24 protein-coding genes are annotated in these 20,058 nt (G+C 74.7%); 18 read left to right on the top strand and 6 right to left on the bottom strand.

The features are described from left to right. Positions 1–38 precede the first annotated feature (38 nt). The 4 genes from ybaK to QQY24_RS23060 all read right to left on the bottom strand — a co-directional run bounded on the left by ybaK (position 39) and on the right by QQY24_RS23060 (position 4,184). Complete coding sequence (ybaK, locus tag QQY24_RS23045; RefSeq protein WP_301974609.1) at positions 39–539, bottom strand: Cys-tRNA(Pro) deacylase; 501 nt, start codon at positions 537–539, stop codon at positions 39–41. Positions 540–561: 22 nt separating this feature from the next. Beyond that, on the bottom strand, positions 562–1,302 hold the full coding sequence (locus QQY24_RS23050) for an LON peptidase substrate-binding domain-containing protein (protein ID WP_301974610.1): 741 nt from the start codon (positions 1,300–1,302) through the stop codon (positions 562–564). Between the two features lie 11 nt (positions 1,303–1,313). Continuing rightward, entirely contained in the window at positions 1,314–2,366 is a 1,053-nt protein-coding gene (locus QQY24_RS23055; protein WP_301974611.1) for a hypothetical protein, read from the bottom strand. 240 nt (positions 2,367–2,606) lie between these two features. Continuing rightward, complete coding sequence (locus QQY24_RS23060) at positions 2,607–4,184, bottom strand: oxidoreductase (RefSeq protein ID WP_301974612.1); 1,578 nt, start codon at positions 4,182–4,184, stop codon at positions 2,607–2,609. 200 nt (positions 4,185–4,384) lie between these two features. Between QQY24_RS23060 and hisD the strand changes: the two genes are divergently transcribed. From hisD to QQY24_RS23105, 9 genes are all read left to right on the top strand, one after another. Then, positions 4,385–5,710 carry a histidinol dehydrogenase gene (gene hisD, locus QQY24_RS23065; RefSeq protein WP_301974613.1) on the top strand — a complete coding sequence of 442 codons (1,326 nt, stop codon included), beginning with the start codon at positions 4,385–4,387 and terminating at the stop codon, positions 5,708–5,710. Then, on the top strand, positions 5,707–6,813 hold the full coding sequence (locus tag QQY24_RS23070) for a histidinol-phosphate transaminase (RefSeq protein ID WP_301974614.1): 1,107 nt from the start codon (positions 5,707–5,709) through the stop codon (positions 6,811–6,813). Before hisD ends, QQY24_RS23070 begins: the two co-directional genes overlap by 4 nt. Further along, positions 6,810–7,403, top strand: a complete 594-nt coding sequence (gene hisB / locus QQY24_RS23075) for an imidazoleglycerol-phosphate dehydratase HisB (RefSeq protein WP_301974615.1) — start codon at positions 6,810–6,812, stop codon at positions 7,401–7,403. Before QQY24_RS23070 ends, hisB begins: the two co-directional genes overlap by 4 nt. Before the next feature lie 4 nt (positions 7,404–7,407). Next, positions 7,408–7,572, top strand: a complete 165-nt coding sequence (locus QQY24_RS23080) for a hypothetical protein (protein WP_301974616.1) — start codon at positions 7,408–7,410, stop codon at positions 7,570–7,572. Next, entirely contained in the window at positions 7,563–8,213 is a 651-nt protein-coding gene (gene hisH, locus QQY24_RS23085) for an imidazole glycerol phosphate synthase subunit HisH (RefSeq protein ID WP_301974617.1), read from the top strand. Before QQY24_RS23080 ends, hisH begins: the two co-directional genes overlap by 10 nt. A 3-nt stretch (positions 8,214–8,216) precedes the next feature. Next, positions 8,217–8,942, top strand: coding sequence for a bifunctional 1-(5-phosphoribosyl)-5-((5-phosphoribosylamino)methylideneamino)imidazole-4-carboxamide isomerase/phosphoribosylanthranilate isomerase PriA (gene priA, locus QQY24_RS23090; protein ID WP_301974618.1), 726 nt, complete (start codon positions 8,217–8,219; stop codon positions 8,940–8,942). After that, positions 8,939–9,334, top strand: coding sequence for a RidA family protein (locus tag QQY24_RS23095; protein ID WP_301974619.1), 396 nt, complete (start codon positions 8,939–8,941; stop codon positions 9,332–9,334). The genes priA and QQY24_RS23095 overlap by 4 nt, the downstream gene beginning before the upstream one ends. Continuing rightward, positions 9,331–10,086 (top strand): imidazole glycerol phosphate synthase subunit HisF, encoded by a 756-nt coding sequence (gene hisF / locus QQY24_RS23100; RefSeq protein WP_301974620.1) that lies wholly within the window; start codon positions 9,331–9,333, stop codon positions 10,084–10,086. Before QQY24_RS23095 ends, hisF begins: the two co-directional genes overlap by 4 nt. A gap of 306 nt (positions 10,087–10,392) precedes the next feature. Then, on the top strand, positions 10,393–11,694 hold the full coding sequence (locus tag QQY24_RS23105; protein WP_301974621.1) for an MFS transporter: 1,302 nt from the start codon (positions 10,393–10,395) through the stop codon (positions 11,692–11,694). 3 nt (positions 11,695–11,697) lie between these two features. On the opposite strand, the gene QQY24_RS23110 is transcribed toward QQY24_RS23105, so the two are convergent. Further along, complete coding sequence (locus QQY24_RS23110) at positions 11,698–12,096, bottom strand: VOC family protein (RefSeq protein WP_301974622.1); 399 nt, start codon at positions 12,094–12,096, stop codon at positions 11,698–11,700. 28 nt (positions 12,097–12,124) lie between these two features. After that, complete coding sequence (locus QQY24_RS23115) at positions 12,125–12,760, bottom strand: TIGR03085 family metal-binding protein (protein ID WP_301974623.1); 636 nt, start codon at positions 12,758–12,760, stop codon at positions 12,125–12,127. 116 nt (positions 12,761–12,876) lie between these two features. On the opposite strand from QQY24_RS23115, the gene hisI reads away from it, so the two are divergent. The 9 genes from hisI (at position 12,877) to trpA (ending at position 20,022) form a co-directional block, all read left to right on the top strand. Continuing rightward, entirely contained in the window at positions 12,877–13,269 is a 393-nt protein-coding gene (gene hisI / locus QQY24_RS23120; RefSeq protein ID WP_301974624.1) for a phosphoribosyl-AMP cyclohydrolase, read from the top strand. An 11-nt stretch (positions 13,270–13,280) separates the two neighbouring features. Next, complete coding sequence (locus QQY24_RS23125) at positions 13,281–14,798, top strand: anthranilate synthase component I (RefSeq protein ID WP_301974625.1); 1,518 nt, start codon at positions 13,281–13,283, stop codon at positions 14,796–14,798. Positions 14,799–14,823: 25 nt separating this feature from the next. Continuing rightward, entirely contained in the window at positions 14,824–15,462 is a 639-nt protein-coding gene (locus tag QQY24_RS23130; RefSeq protein ID WP_301974626.1) for a TIGR02234 family membrane protein, read from the top strand. A gap of 147 nt (positions 15,463–15,609) precedes the next feature. Then, the gene (locus tag QQY24_RS23135) at positions 15,610–15,867 is read left to right on the top strand and encodes an HGxxPAAW family protein (protein ID WP_301974627.1); all 258 of its coding nucleotides are present in this window, start codon (positions 15,610–15,612) and stop codon (positions 15,865–15,867) included. 148 nt (positions 15,868–16,015) lie between these two features. Next, positions 16,016–16,456 (top strand): DUF2752 domain-containing protein, encoded by a 441-nt coding sequence (locus QQY24_RS23140; RefSeq protein ID WP_301974628.1) that lies wholly within the window; start codon positions 16,016–16,018, stop codon positions 16,454–16,456. A 133-nt stretch (positions 16,457–16,589) separates the two neighbouring features. Further along, positions 16,590–17,399, top strand: a complete 810-nt coding sequence (gene trpC, locus QQY24_RS23145; RefSeq protein WP_301974629.1) for an indole-3-glycerol phosphate synthase TrpC — start codon at positions 16,590–16,592, stop codon at positions 17,397–17,399. 19 nt (positions 17,400–17,418) lie between these two features. After that, entirely contained in the window at positions 17,419–17,613 is a 195-nt protein-coding gene (gene trpM, locus QQY24_RS34810) for a tryptophan biosynthesis modulator TrpM (RefSeq protein WP_367658015.1), read from the top strand. Between the two features lie 310 nt (positions 17,614–17,923). Beyond that, the gene (gene trpB, locus QQY24_RS23150; protein WP_301974630.1) at positions 17,924–19,207 is read left to right on the top strand and encodes a tryptophan synthase subunit beta; all 1,284 of its coding nucleotides are present in this window, start codon (positions 17,924–17,926) and stop codon (positions 19,205–19,207) included. After that, the gene (trpA, locus tag QQY24_RS23155; RefSeq protein ID WP_301974631.1) at positions 19,204–20,022 is read left to right on the top strand and encodes a tryptophan synthase subunit alpha; all 819 of its coding nucleotides are present in this window, start codon (positions 19,204–19,206) and stop codon (positions 20,020–20,022) included. Before trpB ends, trpA begins: the two co-directional genes overlap by 4 nt. Positions 20,023–20,058 lie beyond the last annotated feature (36 nt).

Here is a 20,058-nt window from a genome sequence, read left to right on the forward strand (position 1 = left end):
GACGGTCCCCGTCAGCCCCGTCAGCCCCGTCAGCCCCGTCAGCCCCGGCCGATCGGGGCCACGACCGCCCCCGTCAGCCGCGCCAGGGCCTCGGGGGCCAGTTCGACCTCCAGGCCCCTGCGGCCCGCCGAGACGTGGATCGTCGGGTGCGAGCGCGCCGAGTCGTCGAGGACCGTGGGGAGCTTCTTGCGCTGGCCCAGGGGGGAGATACCGCCGCGGACGTAGCCGGTGGTGCGTTCCGCGAGGGCCGGGTCGGCCATGGCGGCCCGCTTGCCGCCCACCGCCGCGGCCAGGGCCTTGAGGTCCAGCGTGCCGGACACCGGGACCACGGCCACCGTCAGGGCGCCGTCCACGTCGGCCACCAGGGTCTTGAACACCCGGTCGGGGGAGACGCCCATCGCCTCGGCGGCCTCCTCGCCGTAGGAGGCGTGGGAGGGGTCGTGGTCGTAGGCGTGCACCGTGTGCTCCACGCCCGCCGCGGCCAGGGCCACGGTCGCGGGCGTTCCTCCGGACTGCTGCTTCTTCGACTTCTTCGCCATCGGGGTATCGGCCTCGGTTCCGTCAGTTCGGACTGGTCGGCGTCCGCGTCAGGTCCTGCGCGGGCAACGACGGCAGATTACGGATGATGGCCGTCTCCGAGCGAAGGAGTTTCAGCTCGTCGCGCAGCCGGGAGGCCGTGTCCGGGGCCTGCAGCAGCCGCTGCTTGGTCGGCGTGTCCAGTGCCATCGCCGCCGCCACCAGGTACGACACCACCGACGGCTCGTCCGGGAGTTCGGCGCTTGCGGTCAAGGAGCGCTCCCGGGCGCCCGCGAGGCGCTTCTGGTACTGCCGGAAGGAGCGCAGGACGCCCTCCGCGAGGGCGCCCGCCCCGTCGCCGGGCTCCTCCGGCAGTTCCTCCAGCTCCGCGGTCAGGAACGGCCCCGAGGCCTCCACGGACAGCAGCCGCACCCGGGTGGTGCCGGTCGCCAGCACCTCGAACGTGCCGTCGGCACGCTCCCGGACGGTCGCCGCGTCCGCCACGCAGGCCACCGCGTGGAAGGCCTTCACGGGGTCGGGGCCGAAGCCCGCGGCCGGGCCCCGGTCGGGCCGCGCGGTCGGGTCCGGCATGCCCGGGGCGCTCGGCGCCACCTCGTGGCCGTCGCGGATCGCCACGACGGCGAACCGGCGGGGTTCGTCCTCGGGCGTCTTCAGCAGGTCGCGCATCATGGCGCGATACCGCTCCTCGAAGACGTTCAGCGGCAGCACGAGCCCGGGGAACAGCACCGAGTTCAGCGGGAAGAGGGGCAGACGGACGGTGGTCACGGCGCCCCAGCCTAATGGTCCGGGGCACCGGCTCGGCCCCGGTGCCCGTTCCCCGGCCGCGGGTGCGCCGGCACCAGCCCGGCGAGGGTGGCCCCGGGAGCGGCCCGCAGCAGTTCCTCGCGCAGCCGCAGGAAGTGGCCGAGCGGGTCCCCGGAGACCCGCTCCCAGGGGAACGAGGTGGCGTACGGGCCGATCAGGCGCAGCTGGGTGCGGGCCTCCTCCCAGCGGTCCAGCCGCGCGAGGACGTACACCAGCTTGTTGCGGACCTCGGCGGGCCGCGGGTCGGCCGCCGGGAACCGGCCGGAGAGCGCGACGGCCCGGTCGGCCGCCGCGTCCAGCCGCTCGCGCGGCACCTCGGGACCGCAGTCGTCCGTCAGGTAGCCGACGGCCGCCCGGGCCGGCAGCGCCTGCACGAGCGAGCCGGCCGGGGCGTCCTGCGCGGCCCGCTCGGCGAAGTCGAAGCACGCGCGGTGCGAGCCGTGCCGGAAGGTGGCCAGGTAGCGCAGGGCGGCCACGTGGCAGCCGTAGTGGTGCGGGGCGCGCCGGACCGCGGCCTCCCACAGCTCCTCGAAGTAGCGGTGGCCGGCCCGGGAGCCGCGCGCGTGGTCGAGCGCGACCCGCCAGGGCACCGGGTCCCGGTGGTCGGCGCGCGCGGCGGCCGTGACCAGCGGGCTCACCTCGCGCAGCAGCTCGGCCCGGGCCGGCGAGGGCCAGGCGCGGTCCACCGCCAGCTGCGCCCCGAGGAGCAGGGCGTCGGGGTCCTCGGGAGCGGCCCGGCGCCACTGCTCGAACCACTCGGGGCGGGAGCGGGCGAAGGCGGCCAGGCGCCTCACGTACTGGTCCCGGTCCTCCCACTCGGCCGCCGCGCGGGTGGCGGCCAGGAGCGCGGAGGCGGCGCCGTGCTCGCCCCGGCCGGCCGCGACCAGCGCGGGCGCGAGGCGGGCGTCGGGCGCGTCGAGGACGGCCTCGTCCCCGGCCGGCCGTGCGGCGGCGGGGTGCGGGGCGCGACGTGTCGTCCGGACGGGGCGCAGGAACGCGGGCAGCAGAGCCATGGTGCCGACCATTGAAGGACGGTGGGCCGGCACCGCGCCAGGGGGACCGGGCAAGTCGTGGAAGGTTGTACGTCGGGCGGTCAAGGGACGGTAAAGGGTGACTGTTCAAGCGTTCCGGCGTCCCCGTCGGCGCCGGACGGCCGCGGGCGGCGCGGTCCGGCCCCTCCGCGCGCCGCCCCGGTCCCGGCACCGGGGCCTTTCGTCCGGCCCCTGCCGGACCCCGCGGGCCCGGCAGGATCCGGACGGCAGGCACTAGCTCCGGCGCAGCAGGCGGGTCGCCCCCGCCGCCACCGTCGTGGCCAGGACCCAGCCCAGCAGGACCATCGCCGTCACCAGCCACTGCCAGTCGCCGCGCAGTTGCCACTGGCCGGCCTGGCCCAGGTCGATCACCGGCAGCAGCAGGTCCAGGGTGAACAGGGCGGGGCTCCAGGCCGGATGGCCGCCGGGGTTCGTCGGCGGGTGGTCGGCGTGCGCGAACGCCAGCGTGCCCGCCGCCCACAGCACCGCCATCCACACCGCGGCCCGGCCCGGCCGGTAGCCGTAGGCCACCACCCAGTCCTGCAGGAACCCCCAGCACTTGGCGGCCGGCGGCAGCGTCTCGCGGCGCCGGCGCTGCTTGGCGAGCAGCACCTCACGGGCGTCCTCGTCCTCCCCGGCCGCGCGCAGCACGGCGGCCAGCCGCTCGTACGGCTCCGGGTTGTACTCGGCGGTGGCCGCCGCCACCCAGTCCAGCCGCGCGGCCAACGGGAACGGTCCCTGTGGCACCAGGTTCTCGTAGGTGAAGCCGCCCATGTGCAGGTGGCCCGGCTCCGGCCAGGCGCCCGCGCGGTCCACCAGGTTGATCACCCGGGCGCCGGACAGCACCACCTTGCCCCGCTGCGGCCGGTCCCCGAGGAAGCGCAGCTCCGGCGTCTGCACCCGGCGCAGGGACAGCTCCTGGTCGTCGGTGAGGGTGAACCCGGCCCGCTCCAGGTCGACCGCGTCCCCGAACCGCCCGTCGTCCAGCCGCACCCCGCCCCGGCACTCGAAGCGCTGGATGCGCGTCCCGCGCGCGGGGGTCGTCCCGCTCAGCAGCGGGTTGCCCACCCCCGCCGGGGTCAGGTACAGCGAGCGCTCGACGGTCAGCTGGGGCGCGTTGAGCGCGAGGCGGGCGTACGGGTTGGCCAGCTTCGCGCCGCGCAGGCTCAGCGAGACCCCGATCTTGGCGCTGCGCAGGCTCAGCTCGCCGTGCGACTCCAGCAGCTCGGCCTGCAGGTCCTGGCCGACGGTCATGCCGTCCGCGGCGAGGGACCGGCCGCTGCGGTCCCGGTACACGACCGCCTGGTTGAGCAGCAGGTCGGTGCCTATGCGCGCGTCCGTCAGCCGCACCCCGTTCTGGAAGCGGCAGCGCGGCAGGTGCAGGTCGCCCTCGGTGTGCACCCGGGCCGCCTCCAGGCGCGGCACCGAGCAGTCCACCAGGCGCACGGTCGTGAAGCGGGCCTCCGGCAGCACGATCTCCGCGTCGAAGCGGCAGCCGTGCATCTCGACGTACGGGGTGACCGTGCCGCCCGCCAGGTCCAGCGAGCCCAGCACCCGCACCCCGACGATTTTCAGCGCGGGCACCCGGCCCGCGAGCGCGGGCGGCCCGTCCAGCAGCAGCCAGCAGATGATGCGCGCCCTGACGCTCCGCTCGGGTCCCCAGGGGTGCCCGCCGTGCGGATCGTCCACGACGGCGTCGCCGCTGCTCAGGTCGTACACACTGCCGTTGCGGAAGGCCTGCCACATGCCGGCCTCGGCCGCGGTCAGGTCGTCCGGCAGGTCTCCGGCGTCCGCGCCGGCTCCCTCGGTCACCGCTGTTCCTTCTTCCTCGGCTACTCGCCAGTCACGTCGTCCTACACCTTTCATGCCCGCTCGGTGACCCCGCGTACACAAGGGGTGAACGGGATCTTCCGGGTTTCGGCCAGGCTGTGTACCGGCCGCTGTCCCGTGTTCTGTATCAGCCATTGATACGCGCGGACGGCTCGCGACGCCGGTCTGAGAGAATTGGAACCGTGATCTCCCGAATCGATCTGCGCGGCGACGCCCTCCCCGAGGGCCCCGCCCTGCGCGACCTGCTGCCCCGAGCCGACTTCGACGTTCAGGCCGCCCTGGAGAAGGTGCGTCCGATCTGCGAAGCCGTGCGTCATCGCGGCGACGCGGCGCTGATCGACTTCGCCGAGAGGTTCGACGGAGTACGGCTGGAATCCGTCCGTGTCCCGGCCGAGGCGCTCGCCGACGCCCTGCGGGCCCTGGACCCGGACGTGCGCGCCGCCCTGGAGGAGTCCGTCCGGCGGGCCCGCCTGGTCCACCGCGCACAGCGCCGGACCGCGCACACCACCCAGGTCGTGCCCGGCGGGTCGGTGACCGAGAAGTGGGTGCCGGTCGACCGCGTCGGCCTGTACGCGCCCGGCGGACGCTCGGTCTACCCCTCATCCGTGATCATGAACGCGGTGCCCGCCCAGGAGGCCGGCGTCGCGTCCATCGCGCTCGCCTCCCCGCCCCAGGCCGAGTTCGGCGGACTGCCGCACCCGACGATCCTCGCCGCGTGCGCGCTGCTCGGCGTGGACGAGGTCTACGCGGCCGGCGGCGCCACCGCCGTCGCGATGTTCGCGTACGGCACCGAGTCCTGCCCGCCCGCCACCATGGTGACCGGCCCCGGCAACATCTGGGTCGCCGCCGCCAAGCGCTTCTTCACCGGCCGGATCGGCATCGACGCGGAGGCCGGCCCCACCGAGATCGCGATCCTCGCGGACCACACCGCCGACCCGGTGCACGTGGCCTCGGACCTGATCAGCCAGGCCGAGCACGACCCGCTCGCGGCGGCCGTGCTGGTCACCGACTCCACCGAGCTGGCGGACGCGGTCGAGAAGGAGCTGGAGCCGCAGGTCGTGGCCACCAGGCACGTCGAGGACCGGATCCGCCCGGCGCTGGCGGGCCGGCAGTCCGCGATCGTCCTCGTGGACGGCGTCGAGGAGGGCCTGCGGGTGGTCGACGCCTACGGCGCCGAGCACCTGGAGATCCAGACCGCCGACGCCGCCGGGGTCGCCGACCGGGTCAGGAACGCCGGCGCGATCTTCATCGGCCCCTGGGCCCCGGTCTCGCTCGGCGACTACGCGGCCGGGTCCAACCACGTCCTGCCCACCGGCGGCTGCGCCTGCCACTCCTCCGGCCTGTCCGTCCAGTCCTTCCTGCGCGGCATCCACGTCGTGGACTACACCAAGGACGCCCTGGCCGAGGTCGCGCACCACGTGGTGACGCTGGCGGAGGCGGAGGACCTGCCCGCGCACGGCGCGGCGATCAAGGCCCGGTTCGACTGGAAGGTTCCCGAGGGCAAGTGACCGGCATCGACGAACTCCCCGTCCGGGACGAGCTGCGCGGCAAGTCCCCCTACGGCGCGCCCCAGCTGGACGTGCCCGTACGGCTGAACACCAACGAGAACCCCTACCCGCTGCCCGAGCCGCTGGTCGACCGGATCGCGGAGCGGGTGCGCAGGGCCGCCCGCGACCTGAACCGCTACCCCGACCGGGACGCGGTGCAACTGCGCACGGAGCTGGCCGGGTACCTGACGAGGACCGGCGGCCACCCGCTCGGCGTCGGGAACGTCTGGGCCGCCAACGGCTCCAACGAGGTCATCCAGCAGCTGCTGCAGGCCTTCGGCGGACCCGGCCGCACGGCGATCGGCTTCGAGCCGTCGTACTCGATGCACGCGCTCATCGCCCGCGGCACCGGCACCGGCTGGCTCTCGGGCCCCCGCAACGAGGACTTCACCATCGACCTCGCCGCCGCCGAGCGGGCCATCGCCGAGCACCGCCCGGACGTCGTGTTCATCACCACCCCCAACAACCCCACGGGCAACGCGGTTCCGCCCGGCACCGTCCTCGCGCTGTACGACGCCGCGCAGGCGGCCAAGCCGTCGATGGTGATCGTGGACGAGGCCTACGTCGAGTTCAGCCACGGCGACTCGCTGCTGCCGCTGCTGGCGGGCCGCCCGCACCTCGTCGTCTCGCGGACCATGTCGAAGGCCTTCGGCGCGGCCGGCCTGCGCCTGGGCTACCTCGCCGCCGACCCGGCGGTCGTGGACGCCGTCCAGCTCGTCCGGCTGCCGTACCACCTCTCGTCCATCACCCAGGCCACCGCCCTGGCCGCGCTGGAGCACACCGACACCCTGCTCGCCTACGTCGAGCAGCTGAAGGCGGAGCGGGACCGGCTCGTCGCCGAACTGCGCGCCATCGGCTACGAGGTCACCGAGTCCGACGCGAACTTCGTGCAGTTCGGCCGGTTCGCCGACGCCCACGACGCCTGGCGGAGGATCCTCGACCGGGGCGTCCTGGTCCGCGACAACGGCGTACCGGGCCGGCTGCGGGTGTCCGCCGGCACCCCGGAGGAGAACGACGCGTTCCTCGACGCGGTGAACCAGTTGAAGAAGGAGCTTGAGGCATGAGCCGCGTAGGACGCGTGGAGCGCACCACCAAGGAGACCTCGGTCCTGGTCGAGATCGGCCTCGACGGCACCGGGAGGACCGACATCGCCACCGGCGTCGGCTTCTGGGACCACATGCTGGACCAGCTCGGCCGGCACGGCCTGTTCGACCTGACCGTGAAGACCGACGGCGACCTGCACATCGACTCCCACCACACCATCGAGGACACCGCCCTCGCGCTCGGCGCCGCCTTCAGGCAGGCGCTCGGCGACAAGGTGGGCATCTACCGCTTCGGCAACTGCACGGTCCCGCTGGACGAGTCCCTCGCCCAGGTCACCGTCGACCTGTCCGGCCGCCCCTACCTCGTGCACACCGAGCCCGAGAACATGGCGCCCATGATCGGCGAGTACGACACCACGATGACCCGGCACGTCCTGGAGTCCTTCGTCGCCCAGGCGCAGATCGCACTGCACGTGCACGTGCCCTACGGGCGCAACGCGCACCACATCGTGGAGTGCCAGTTCAAGGCCCTCGCCCGGGCGCTGCGCTACGCCAGCGAGCGCGACCCGCGCGCGGCCGGCATCCTCCCGTCGACGAAGGGCGCCCTGTAACCCCATGAACGGCCTGTCCACCGTCCTGATCGTCGTCGGCCTCTTCCTGGTCGGCGGCATCGTCTCCTTCGTCAAGCAGAAGATGCCCACGAGCCTCGTCGTGCTGCTCTCCATCGGAGCGGCGATGTGCCTCGTCGCGGGCGTCGTACGGCTGGAGGTGTGGAATTGAGCACCGCGCCCAAGAAGGTCGTCGTCTTCGACTACGGCTTCGGCAACGTCCGCTCCGCCGAGCGCGCCCTCGCGAGGGTGGGAGCCGACGTGGAGATCACCCGCGACTTCGACACGGCGATGAACGCCGACGGCCTGCTGGTGCCGGGCGTCGGCGCCTTCGCCGCCTGCATGCGGGGCCTGCGCGCCGCCCGCGGCGACTGGCTGGTCGACCGGCGGCTGGCCGGCGGCCGGCCGGTGATGGGCATCTGCGTCGGCATGCAGATCCTGTTCGCCCGCGGCATCGAGCACGGCGAGGAGGCCGAGGGCCTGGACGAGTGGCCCGGCACGGTCGGGCCGCTCCAGGCCGGCGTCGTGCCCCACATGGGCTGGAACACCGTCGACGCCCCGGCCGGCTCCCGGCTGTTCGCCGGCCTCGACGCGGACGCCCGCTTCTACTTCGTGCACTCCTACGCCGTCCACGACTGGAGCCTGGAGAGCCACAACCCGGTGATCGAGGCGCCCAGGGTCACCTGGTCCACGCACGGCAAGCCCTTCGTGGCCGCCGTGGAGAACGGCGCCCTGTGGGCCACCCAGTTCCACCCCGAGAAGTCCGGCGACGCCGGAGCCCAGCTCCTCACCAACTGGATCGGAACCCTGTAGAACATGGCCAAGCTCGAACTCCTCCCCGCCGTCGACGTCCGCGACGGGCAGGCCGTCCGCCTCGTGCACGGCGAGTCCGGGACCGAGACCTCCTACGGCTCCCCGCTGGAGGCCGCCCTCGCCTGGCAGCGCTCGGGCGCCGAGTGGCTCCACCTGGTCGACCTGGACGCCGCCTTCGGCACGGGGGACAACCGCGACCTGATCGCGGAGGTCACCGGGGCGATGGACATCAAGGTGGAGCTGTCCGGCGGCATCCGCGACGACGACACCCTCGCCGCCGCCCTCGCCACCGGCTGCACCCGGGTCAACCTCGGCACCGCCGCCCTGGAGACCCCCGAGTGGGTCGCCGGGGTCATCGCCGAGCACGGCGACCGGATCGCGGTCGGCCTCGACGTGCGCGGCACCACCCTGCGCGGGCGCGGCTGGACCCGTGACGGCGGCGACCTCTACGAGACGCTGGAGCGCCTCGACAAGGAGGGCTGCGCCCGCTACGTCGTCACCGACATCGCCAAGGACGGCACCCTCCAGGGCCCCAACCTGGAACTGCTGCGCAACGTGTGCGCCGCCACGGACCGTCCGGTCGTGGCCTCCGGCGGCGTGTCGTCGCTGGACGACCTGCGGGCCATCGCCGAACTGGTGCCCCTCGGTGTCGAGGGCTCCATCGTCGGGAAGGCCCTGTACGCGAAGGCGTTCACGCTGGAAGAGGCACTGGAGGCGGTAGCCAAGTGAGTGACGTACGACGCGTGAGGTCGGGCGCGCCCTGGGAAGAGGAGTTCGGCTACTGCCGGGCGGTGGAGCTGCCCAACGGCCTGGTACTGGTCTCGGGCTGCACGTCCGTCGTGGACGGGCAGATCGCCGGGGGCGGCCCCTACGAGCAGGCGGTCAACTCCTTCAACGTCGCCCTGGCCGCACTGGAACAGGTGGGGCTCGGCCGCGAGGACGTGGTGCGCACGCGCATGTACATCACGCACGCCCGGGACGTGGAGGAGGTCGGCCGGGCCCACAAGGAGCTGTTCGACTCCGTCCGCCCGGCCGCCTCGATGATCATCGTCTCCGGCTTCGTGGACCCCAGCCTGGTCGTCGAGGTCGAGGTGGAGGCGTACCGGGGAGGCCCCGCATGACCCTGGCGGTGCGCGTCATCCCCTGCCTGGACGTGGACGGCGGCCGGGTGGTCAAGGGCGTCAACTTCCAGAACCTGCGCGACGCGGGCGACCCCGTCGAGATGGCCAAGGTGTACGACGCCGAGGGTGCCGACGAGCTGACGTTCCTGGACATCACCGCCTCCTCGGGCGACCGGGAGACCACCTACGACGTGGTGCGCCGCACCGCCGAGCAGGTGTTCATCCCACTGACCGTCGGCGGCGGCGTGCGCACGGCCGGGGACGTGGACAAGCTGCTGCGGGCGGGCGCCGACAAGGTCGGTGTGAACACCGCGGCCATCGCCCGGCCGGAGCTGATCCGGGAGATCGCGGAGCGCTTCGGCAGCCAGGTGCTGGTCCTCTCCGTGGACGCCCGCCGCACGGAGTCGGGCTCCTTCGAGGTCACCACCCACGGCGGCCGCAGGGGCACCGGCATCGACGCCGTCGAGTGGGCGCACCGGGCCGCCGAGCTGGGCGCCGGGGAGATCCTGCTGAACTCCATGGACGCGGACGGCACCAAGGACGGCTACGACCTGGAGATGATCGCGGCCGTCCGCAAGCACGTGACGGTCCCGGTGATCGCCTCCGGCGGCGCGGGCGGGCTCGGCGACTTCCCGCCGGCCGTCGAGGCGGGCGCGGACGCGGTGCTGGCCGCCTCCGTCTTCCACTTCGGCGACCTGTGCATCGGTGAGGTGAAGCAGACCCTGCGGGAGGCGGGCCACCCCGTGCGGTGACCCCGCCCCGGCCGGGACCGGGGAGGAACCGCGCGGCGTCCCCGCGCGGCTCCTCCCCGGTCTCCGCGCGAGCGTCCGGCCCGGAGCGGAGCACCGGGTGGGACGCCGCCCCCGACAGCGCGTCCCGGCCGCATCCGGCTGCATCCGGCCGTACCCGGACCGGGCCATCCGCGTGCCGCACCCGGCCGCCCCGGCCGGCAAGCACGACGCGGGCCGGACCGTCCGAGCCGCCGGTGAACCGGGCGCGAGCACGTCGCGCCGCGCGTGCCCGGCCTCCCGCCTCCGCGTCCGAAGGACCCGCCACCCGTGACCGACACGCTCGCCCCCCAGACCCCCGCCGCCGGGGAGCGCCCCGCCCACCGCGACCCCAACGTGCTGCGCTGGCTCGGTGCCTACGCCTCCTCGATGCTCGGCGACAGCGTCTACCACCTCGCCCTGTCCTGGGCCGCCGTCCAGGCCGGGACACCCGCCCGGGCCGGGGCCGTGATCGCGGCCAGCGCCCTGCCCAGGGCCCTCCTGATGCTCGGCGGGGGAGTCGTCGCCGACCGGCTGGGCCCGCGCCGCGTCGTCATCGGCAGCGACGCCGTGCGCTGCGCGGCCGTCCTCGCCGTCGCCGCCCTGCTCCACGTCACCCGCCCCGGGCTGTGGCCGCTCGCCCTGCTGGCCCTGGTCTTCGGCACCGTCGACGCCGTGTTCCTGCCCGCCGTGGGCGCCCTGCCGGCCCGGATCACCGGCAGGGGACAGCTCGCCCGGGTGCAGGGCATGCGCGGCCTCGCCATCCGCTGCGCCGGCGTGCTCGGCGCCCCGCTGGGCGGACTCGGCGTGGCCGCCGGCGGCGCACCGGCCGCCTTCGCCCTCGCCGGGCTGCTGATCGCCGTCTCCGTGCCGCTGCTGGTCTCCCTGCGCATCCGGGCACTGCCCGCCGAGGAGGGGGCCGGCGGCCGGACCGGCGACGGGACCGAGGAGGGGACCGGTGGCCGGGCCGGCGGCGGACGCCCCGGCGTGCGCTCCGACCTCGTGGCCGGACTGCGCCACATCCGCGGCCACCGCGTCCTCGCCCCGCTGATGCTCACCATCGCCCTCGGCGACATCGGCTTCGTCGGCCCGCTCAACGTCGGCCTGACCCTGCTCGCCGACCGCCGCGGCTGGGGCGCCTCCGGCATGGGCTGGGTGCTCGCCGGATTCGGCGTCGGCGCCGGCGCGGCCTCCCTGCTGATCACGGTGCGCGGACGGCTCCCGCACGCCGGCCGCGCCGCCGGGTGGGCCATCCTCGCCGGCTCCGTCGCGATCGGCGCCCTCGGCCACGTCCCGGCCCTCGCCGGCGCCGTGGCCGTGGCCGTGCTCGTCGGACTGTTCACCGGGCTCAGCGGCGCCCTGTGCGGGGCCCTGCTGCAGACCCAGGCCGATCCCGCCTGCCTCGGCCGGGTCACCGCCGTCGCCGGCCTGGTCAGCCTGGGGCTGGCCCCGCTGAGCATGCCGTTCGCGGCCGCCGCGATCGGCGCCTGGGGCCTCGGCCCGGTGTTCGTCGCCAGCGCGGCCGTCTGCGGACTCGGCGGAGCCGTCGCCCTGTGCGCACCGGACCTGCGGCGCGCCGAACTCCCCGGCTGACGTTCACCCCACCGGCTGGGTGAGCTGCACCAGATTGCCGACCGTGTCGTCGAACACCGCCGCCAGCACCGGCCCCTGGTCCCGCGGCGGATGCGTGAACCGGACACCGAGGCCGCGCAGCCGCTCGTACTCCGCGCGCAGGTCGTCCACCGAGAAGACGATGCACGGGATCCCCGCCTCGTACAGCGCCGTGCGGTACGGCTCCGCGACGGGCCCCCCGCCGGGCTCCAGCAGCAGCTGCAGCTCCCGCTGGGCCCCCTCGGGCGCCCCGACCGTGACGAACGGCGCGCCGTCGCCCGGGTCCACGTGCAGCCGGGTCTCGAAACCGAGGACGCCGGTGTAGAAGGCGTGCGCCCGCGCCACGTCGTCGACGTACACACTGGTCATCGCGACCCTGATCACGACGGCGCCTCCCCGGGGTCCGGTCCGCTCAGATCCCCAGCTCCCCGGACTCGTGCAACCGGGTGACCGCCTCCGCGTCGCCGTCCAGCTCCACCTTCGCCGCGCCCTGCCGCCCGTAGGTGAACAGCAGCAGCTCCGAGGGCTCCCCGGTCGCCGTGACCACCGGGACGCCCCGGTGCGCCACCACCGTCCGGCCGTCCGGGCGGCGCAGCACCAGCCCCGTCGGCGCCTTCCGGCCCATCAGCCGCGCGGTGCGCTCCAGACGCGACCACAGCGTGTCCTGGAACACCTGGTCCAGTTCGCGCGGGGTCCAGTCCGGCTGGGCCCGGCGGACGTCCTCGGCGTGCACGTAGAACTCGACGGTGTTGGCGGCCTCGTCGACCTGCTTGAGCCTGAAGGGCGAGAAGCGCGGCGGACCCGTGCGGATCAACTGGACCAGCTCCTCGTACGGCTTCGCGCCGTACTCGGCCATCACCTTCTCCAGGCGCGGCGCGAGCTGCTTGATCAGGGTGCCCCCGGCCGCGTCCGGACGGCGCTCGCGCACCACCAGGTGCGCGGCCAGGTCGCGCGTCCGCCAGCCGGCGCACAGGGTCAAGGCGTCCGGACCGGCGGTTTCCAAGAGATCGGCGAGCAGGAGCCGTTCACGCTTGGCGAAGGTCGACATGCAGCCAGCCTACGACCGCGCGCGGGGTACGCCCACCCGTCGCCCCGCGGCGCGCCGCGATGACCATCCCGTGGACACGCCGCCGGGTTCCCCGCTCCGGGCGGCACAATGACCCCATGACCGGCACGCCCCCGCCCAGCAGCCTCGCCCCCGACATCGCCGCGCGCCTGAAGCGCAGCGCCGACGGACTCCTGCCCGCCATCGCCCAGCAGTACGACACCGGTGAGGTGCTGATGCTCGGCTGGATGGACGACGAGGCGCTGCACCGCACGCTCACCACCGGCCGCTGCACCTACTGGTCCCGCAGCCGCGGGGAGTACTGGGCCAAGGGCGACACCTCGGGCCACGTCCAGTGGGTGAAGTCGGTCGCCCTGGACTGCGACGCCGACACCGTGCTGGTCAAGGTCGACCAGGTGGGCGCCGCCTGCCACACCGGCGCGCGCACCTGCTTCGACGAGGACGTGCTGCTGAAGGACACCGGTTCGGGCCCCGCGCCCTCGGATCAGTAAGGTCTGCCGCCATGGACCTCGAGACCTTCCGCAAGCTCGCCACCGACCGGCGCGTCATCCCGGTCACGCGAAAGCTCCTCGCCGACGGCGACACCCCGGTCGCGCTCTACCGCAAGCTCGCCGCCGAGCGCCCCGGCACCTTCCTGCTGGAGTCCGCGGAGAACGGCCGGTCCTGGTCCCGCTACTCCTTCGTCGGCGTCCGGTCCGCCGGCACGCTGACGGAACGCGACGGCCGGGCCCACTGGCTCGGCACCCCGCCCGTCGGCGTCCCCGTGGACGGCGACCCCCTCGCCGTCCTGCGCGCCACCCTCCAGGCCCTGCACACCCCGCACCAGGAGGGCCTGCCGCCCTTCACCGGCGGCATGGTCGGTTACCTGGGCTACGACATCGTCCGCCGCCTGGAGAAGATCGGCCCCGGCGAGCGCGACGACCTGCGGCTGCCCGAGCTGACCATGCTCCTGACCAGCGACCTCGCCGTGATGGACCACTGGGAGGGCTCGGTCCTGCTGATCGCCAACGCGATCAACCACAACCACCTGGACACCGGTGTCGACGAGGCCTACGAGGACGCCGTGGCCCGCCTCGACGCCATGGAGGCCGACCTCGGCCGGGCCGTGCCCCAGCCCCCGGCCGTCCTGCCGCCCTCCGAACTGCCCGAGTACACCGCCCGGTGGGGCGGTCCCGACTTCCGGGCGGCCGTCGAGGACGTCAAGGAGCGCATCCGCGCCGGCGAGGCCTTCCAGGTCGTCCCCTCCCAGCGCTTCGAGACGCCGTGCACGGCCAGCGCGCTGGACGTCTACCGGGTCCTGCGGGCCACCAACCCGTCCCCCTACATGTACCTGTTCCGCTTCGACGGCTTCGACGTCGTCGGCTCCTCCCCGGAGGCGCTGGTGAAGGTCGAGGACGGGCGCGCGATGGTCCACCCCATCGCCGGCACCCGGCACCGCGGGGCCACCCCGCAGGAGGACCAGGCCCTCGCCGACGAACTGCTCGCCGATCCCAAGGAGCGCGCCGAGCACCTGATGCTGGTCGACCTCGGCCGCAACGACCTCGGCCGGGTGTGCGAGCCGGGCTCGGTGGAGGTCGTGGACTTCATGTCCATCGAGCGGTACTCGCACGTCATGCACATCGTCTCGACGGTCACCGGCAGGGTCGCCGAGGGCCGCACCGCCTTCGACGTGCTCACCGCGTGCTTCCCCGCGGGCACCCTCTCCGGCGCCCCCAAGCCCCGCGCCATGCAGATCATCGACGAGTTGGAACCGTCCCGGCGCGGCCTGTACGGCGGCTGCGTCGGCTACCTGGACTTCGCCGGCGACTCCGACACCGCCATCGCGATCCGCACCGCCCTGCTCCGGGACGGCACCGCCCACGTGCAGGCCGGCGCGGGGGTCGTCGCCGACTCCGACCCGGTCGCCGAGGACCAGGAGTGCCGCAACAAGGCCGCCGCGGTGCTGCGGGCGGTGCACACGGCCAACCGCCTGGGCACGCAGGGCGCGGGAGCGGGCCGCTCCGCACGCAACCCCGGGTGACGCACCGCCCGGGGTCCAGGCGATAGTGGAGTACGTGACTGCCGTACCTCACTCCCGTTCCGAAGCCGCCGCGCCCGTCCGCTCCGGCCGGCGCAGCCTCGCCACCGCCCTGCTGTGCGGTGCGCTCGGCGCGGCCGTCGCGCTGCTGTCGACCCGCCAGCGCTGGTCGGAGGGCACCGCGACGGTGGCCGGCGGCACGTTTCCGCTGACCGCCAGGGGCAGCGACGTCACCGGCGTCCCCGCGGCCCTCGCCGTGGTGGGCCTCGCGGCGCTCGTCGCCGTCTTCGCCGTGCGCAGGGCCGGCCGCCTCGCCGTCGCCGGGCTGCTCGCCCTGTCCGGCGCCGGTATCGCCGCCGCCGCCCTCGCCGGCGTCTCCGACAGCTCCGCGCTGGACGGGAAGGCCGCCGAGGCCACCGGCGACACCTCGGCCACGGTCGCCGCCCTCAGCCACACCGGCTGGCCCTACGTGGCGGCCGCCGGCGGCCTCCTCCTGCTGCTCGCCGGGCTGCTCGCGCTGCGCTACGGCCGCCTGTGGCCCGCCATGTCCGGCCGCTACGAGCGCGGCACCGACCGCCCGCGCCGCACGGCCCGCCCGGCCGACCCCGAGCGCCCCGAGGAGATGTGGAAGGCGCTGGACCGCGGCGAGGACCCCACCTGCACCTGAGCGCGCCGCGGGGTGTGGCGAACCAGACGCCACCCCCGCGTCCGGCGCGCGCACGCGTACGGGACAATGAGACGAGAACGTCCGGCTCGGACAGTGACGGGCGGGCTCGGAAACGTACGACACGTACACAGCAACGAGGAGCAAGTCATGGCGGGCAGCAGCCACGGTCACACCCCGGCCGCCTGGACCGGCGTCACCATCGCCTTCATCGGTTTCTGCGTCTCGGGCGCCTTCGTGGTGATGGCGCAGCCGGTGGGCTTCTGGGCCGGCATGGTGATCGTGGTGCTCGGCGGCGTCGTGGGCGGCGTCATGCGCGCCATGGGCCTCGGCCAGCCCAAGCAGGAGCGCACCCCGCCGCACCGGGCCCCCGCCGCCACCCGCGAGCCCGCCCACGCCGAGGGCTGAGCACCCCGCCGGCCGGCCTCCCCGGCCGGCACCACCGCTTCCCGCCGGGGGCGGTCCGCACGCCGTCCGGCGCGGGCCGCCCCCCGCGCGCGTGCGGCGCGGGCCGCCCCCCCGCGCGCGTGCGGCTGCCGCGGGGCACAATGCCCGCGTGAACGCCGACAGCCGCACCGCCCCGCGCGCCGCCACGCCCCCGGCCCTCCGGGAGCGCCTCGCCGTCCCGGCCGCCCTCCTCGCGGCCGTCGCCGGCGCCTTCGCCTACGTCGGCGCCGTGGACCCCAACCGGCCCGGTCACTACCCGGTGTGCCCCCTGTACCGGCTCACCGGCCTGTACTGCCCCGGCTGCGGCGGACTGCGCAGCGCGCACGCCCTCGTCCACGGCGATCTCCTCGGCGCCCTGCGGGACAACGCGGCGGGCGTGGCCGCCTACGCCGGTTTCGCGGTGCTGTGGACCGTCTGGGTGGTCCGCGCGGTGCGCGGCCGGCCGGTGCGCCTCGAAGCCGGGCGGACGCAGATGTGGGTCGTCGGGGTGTCCCTGCTGGTCTTCACCGTCGTCCGGAACTCGCCGGCCGGCAGCTGGCTGCATCCCTGAGCGGTCCCGCGGCGTCCGGGCCGCGGGACGGGTGCGGGCCGGATGCAGAGCCTTCGTGGTGCTGCGGATACCATTCAGTGACCACAGGTTCTCGACACCCGAAGGAACCACCGTCTGGAAGGGGGCCGCTCGCGTGAGTGTGCTCGACGAGATCATCGACGGAGTCCGTGCCGACCTCGCGGAGCGGCAGGCACGCGTCAGCCTCGACGAGCTCAAGGAACGTGCGGCCAAGGCCCCCGCCGCCAAGGACGGGGCGGCCGCGCTCAAGGGCGACGGCGTGAAGGTGATCTGCGAGGTCAAGCGCTCCAGCCCCTCCAAGGGCGCGCTGGCCGCGATCGCCGACCCGGCCGGGCTCGCCGCCGACTACGAGGCGGGCGGCGCCGCCGTCATCTCCGTCCTCACCGAGCAGCGCCGCTTCGGCGGTTCGCTCGCCGACCTGGAGGCCGTCCGGGCGCGCGTGGACATCCCGATCCTGCGCAAGGACTTCATCGTCACGTCGTACCAGCTGTGGGAGGCCCGTGCGTACGGCGCCGACCTCGCGCTGCTCATCGTGGCCGCCCTGGACCAGCCCGCCCTGGAGTCGCTGATCGAGCGGGCCGTGTCCATCGGCCTCACCCCGCTGGTCGAGGTGCACGACGAGGACGAGGTCGAGCGGGCCGTGGACGCGGGCGCCCGGGTCATCGGCGTCAACGCGCGCAACCTGAAGACGCTGGAGGTCGACCGCGGCACGTTCGAGCGGGTCGCCCCCGAGATCCCCGACGGCCTCGTGAAGGTGGCCGAGTCCGGGGTGCGCGGGCCGCACGACCTGATCGCCTACGCCAACGCGGGCGCCGACGCCGTCCTGGTCGGCGAGTCCCTCGTCACCGGACGCGACCCGAGGACCGCCGTCTCCGACCTGGTCGCCGCGGGCGAGCACCCCGCGCTGCGGCACGGGCGGGACTGAGCGTCCGGTGGACCCGGCGATGGCGCTCCCGACCACCCCGGCGGCGCGGGACCCCTATGCCCGCCTCGCCCGCGGTTGCCGGCCCCGCGGCTGCCGTGCGCCCGCCCGGCGGGTGCACGGGCGGCGGGTCCGCTATGTGATCGGCGACGAGCCCGGCCAGGTGAACGGCAGGCGATGGCGTCGCCGCGCGTGCGCGTCACCTTCGGTGGGCTGAGCCCCCTCCCGCCGCGAAACGCCGGCCCCCCGGGGCGGCCGACCGCCGCAGGCCCGCGGGCACACCGGTCGTCCGGCACTCCGAGGACCCCGGCGACGGGGTCCGGGCGGAGGCCGCGGCGAGGCGTACCCGGCCGACGGGGCGCCTCCCGGTCGGCGTGAACCCCCGTCACCGGCGCCGGGTGTCCCCGGCCGGGTGAGGGCGGCCTCCCGCCCGCCGGGGACGCCGTCGAAGGACAGCACGCGCACGCGTGATCCACGTATCCCGAGTCCAGCGATCCAGGGCCTCAGGGCCCCTGCGAGGTATCCGTATGCCCAGCCAGTTCTTCATCCCCGACCCCGAGGGCCGGGTCCCCAGTCCCGAGGGCTACTTCGGCGCGTTCGGCGGCAAGTTCATCCCGGAGGCCCTCGTCGCCGCCGTGGACGAGGTCGCCGTCGAGTACGACAAGGCGAAGGCCGACCCCGAGTTCGCCCGTGAGCTGGACGACCTCCTCGTCCACTACACCGGCCGCCCCAGCGCCCTGACCGAGGTGCCGAGGTTCGCCGAACACGCCGGTGGCGCACGGGTGTTCCTGAAGCGGGAGGACCTGAACCACACCGGCTCCCACAAGATCAACAACGTGCTCGGCCAGGCCCTGCTCACCCGGCGCATGGGCAAGACCCGCGTCATCGCGGAGACCGGTGCAGGCCAGCACGGCGTCGCCACGGCCACCGCCTGCGCCCTGTTCGGCCTCGACTGCACCATCTACATGGGCGAGATCGACACCGAGCGCCAGGCGCTCAACGTGGCCCGCATGCGCATGCTCGGCGCCGAGGTCGTCGCCGTGAAGTCCGGCAGCCGCACCCTCAAGGACGCCATCAACGAGGCGTTCCGCGACTGGGTGGCCAACGTCGACCACACCCACTACCTGTTCGGCACGGTCGCCGGCCCGCACCCCTTCCCCGCCATGGTCCGCGACTTCCACCGGGTGATCGGCGTCGAGGCGCGGCGTCAGCTGCTCGAACGCGCCGGCCGGCTCCCCGACGCCGCGGTCGCCTGCGTCGGCGGCGGCTCCAACGCCATCGGCCTGTTCCACGCCTTCATCCCCGACGAGGGCGTCCGCCTGATCGGCTGCGAGCCCGCCGGGCACGGCGTGGGGACCGGCGAGCACGCGGCCACCCTCACCGCCGGCGAGCCCGGCATCCTGCACGGCTCCCGGTCCTACGTCCTGCAGGACGAGGAGGGCCAGATCACCGAGCCGTACTCGATCTCGGCCGGCCTCGACTACCCCGGTATCGGCCCCGAGCACTCCTACCTCAAGGACTCCGGCCGCGGCGAGTACCGCGCGGTCACCGACGACGCCGCCATGCAGGCCCTGCGCCTGCTGTCGCGCACCGAGGGCATCATCCCGGCCATCGAGAGCGCCCACGCCCTCGCCGGCGCCCTGGAGGTCGGCCGGGAACTGGGCGGGGACGGGCTGATCGTCGTCAACCTGTCCGGCCGCGGCGACAAGGACATGGACACCGCCGCCCGCTACTTCGGCCTGTACGACACCGATGCCGAGGTGGCCGCCGACGAAGCCGACACCGCCGAGATCGAGGGGGACGCCAAGTGAGCGGGAAGACGCAGCTGCTGTCGGACACCCTGGCCGCCGCGAAGGCGGAGGGCCGCGCCGCGCTCATCGCCTACCTGCCGGCCGGGTTCCCGACCGTGGAGGGCGGCATCGAGGCCGTCAAGGCCGCCTTCGACGGCGGCGCCGACGTCGTCGAGGTCGGCCTGCCGCACAGCGACCCGGTCCTGGACGGCCCCGTCATCCAGACCGCCGACGACATCGCCCTGCGCGGCGGCGTCAGGATCGCGGACGTCATGCGGACGGTCCGCGAGGCCCACCGGGCCACCGGCAAGCCCGTCCTGGTGATGACCTACTGGAACCCCGTCGACCGCTACGGCGTCGAGCGCTTCACCGCCGAGCTGGCCGAGGCGGGCGGCGCCGGCTGCATCCTGCCCGACCTGCCGGTCCAGGAGTCGGCGCTGTGGCGCGAGCACGCCGAGAAGCACGGCCTCGCGACCGTCTTCGTCGTCGCCCCCAGCAGCAGGGACGAACGGCTCGCGCAGATCACCGCCGCGGGCAGCGGCTTCGTCTACGCGGCCTCGCTGATGGGTGTCACGGGCACCCGCGAGTCCGTCGGCGCGCAGGCCCAGGACCTGGTCGAGCGGACCCGGGCCACCGGCACCGCGCTGCCGGTGTGCGTCGGGCTCGGCGTCTCCAACCCGGCCCAGGCCGCCGAGGTCGCCGGGTTCGCCGACGGCGTCATCGTCGGCTCGGCGTTCGTGAAGCGGATGCTGGACGCCCCGGACCACGCCCGCGGCATCGAGGCGGTCCGGGCGCTGGCCGGCGACCTGGCGGAGGGCGTGCGCGGGCGGGCGTGACCCGGCGCCCCGTCCGGAACGGCCCGTGCCCCGGCG

The sequence above is a fragment of the Streptomyces sp. TG1A-8 genome (genome assembly GCF_030499535.1).
In the GTDB taxonomy this organism is placed as follows: domain Bacteria; phylum Actinomycetota; class Actinomycetes; order Streptomycetales; family Streptomycetaceae; genus Streptomyces.

Coding starts and splice junctions, on each gene's coding strand:
- hisB (WP_301974615.1), top strand. CDS start 6,810: ATGAGCCGCGTAGGACGCGTGGAGCGCACCACCAAGGAGACCTCGGTC.
- QQY24_RS23080 (WP_301974616.1), top strand. CDS start 7,408: ATGAACGGCCTGTCCACCGTCCTGATCGTCGTCGGCCTCTTCCTGGTC.
- trpM (WP_367658015.1), top strand. CDS start 17,419: ATGGCGCTCCCGACCACCCCGGCGGCGCGGGACCCCTATGCCCGCCTC.
- QQY24_RS23135 (WP_301974627.1), top strand. CDS start 15,610: ATGGCGGGCAGCAGCCACGGTCACACCCCGGCCGCCTGGACCGGCGTC.
- QQY24_RS23055 (WP_301974611.1), bottom strand. CDS start 2,366: ATGGTCGGCACCATGGCTCTGCTGCCCGCGTTCCTGCGCCCCGTCCGG.
- QQY24_RS23125 (WP_301974625.1), top strand. CDS start 13,281: ATGGACCTCGAGACCTTCCGCAAGCTCGCCACCGACCGGCGCGTCATC.
- hisI (WP_301974624.1), top strand. CDS start 12,877: ATGACCGGCACGCCCCCGCCCAGCAGCCTCGCCCCCGACATCGCCGCG.
- priA (WP_301974618.1), top strand. CDS start 8,217: ATGGCCAAGCTCGAACTCCTCCCCGCCGTCGACGTCCGCGACGGGCAG.
- ybaK (WP_301974609.1), bottom strand. CDS start 539: ATGGCGAAGAAGTCGAAGAAGCAGCAGTCCGGAGGAACGCCCGCGACC.
- hisF (WP_301974620.1), top strand. CDS start 9,331: ATGACCCTGGCGGTGCGCGTCATCCCCTGCCTGGACGTGGACGGCGGC.
- trpB (WP_301974630.1), top strand. CDS start 17,924: ATGCCCAGCCAGTTCTTCATCCCCGACCCCGAGGGCCGGGTCCCCAGT.
- QQY24_RS23115 (WP_301974623.1), bottom strand. CDS start 12,760: ATGTCGACCTTCGCCAAGCGTGAACGGCTCCTGCTCGCCGATCTCTTG.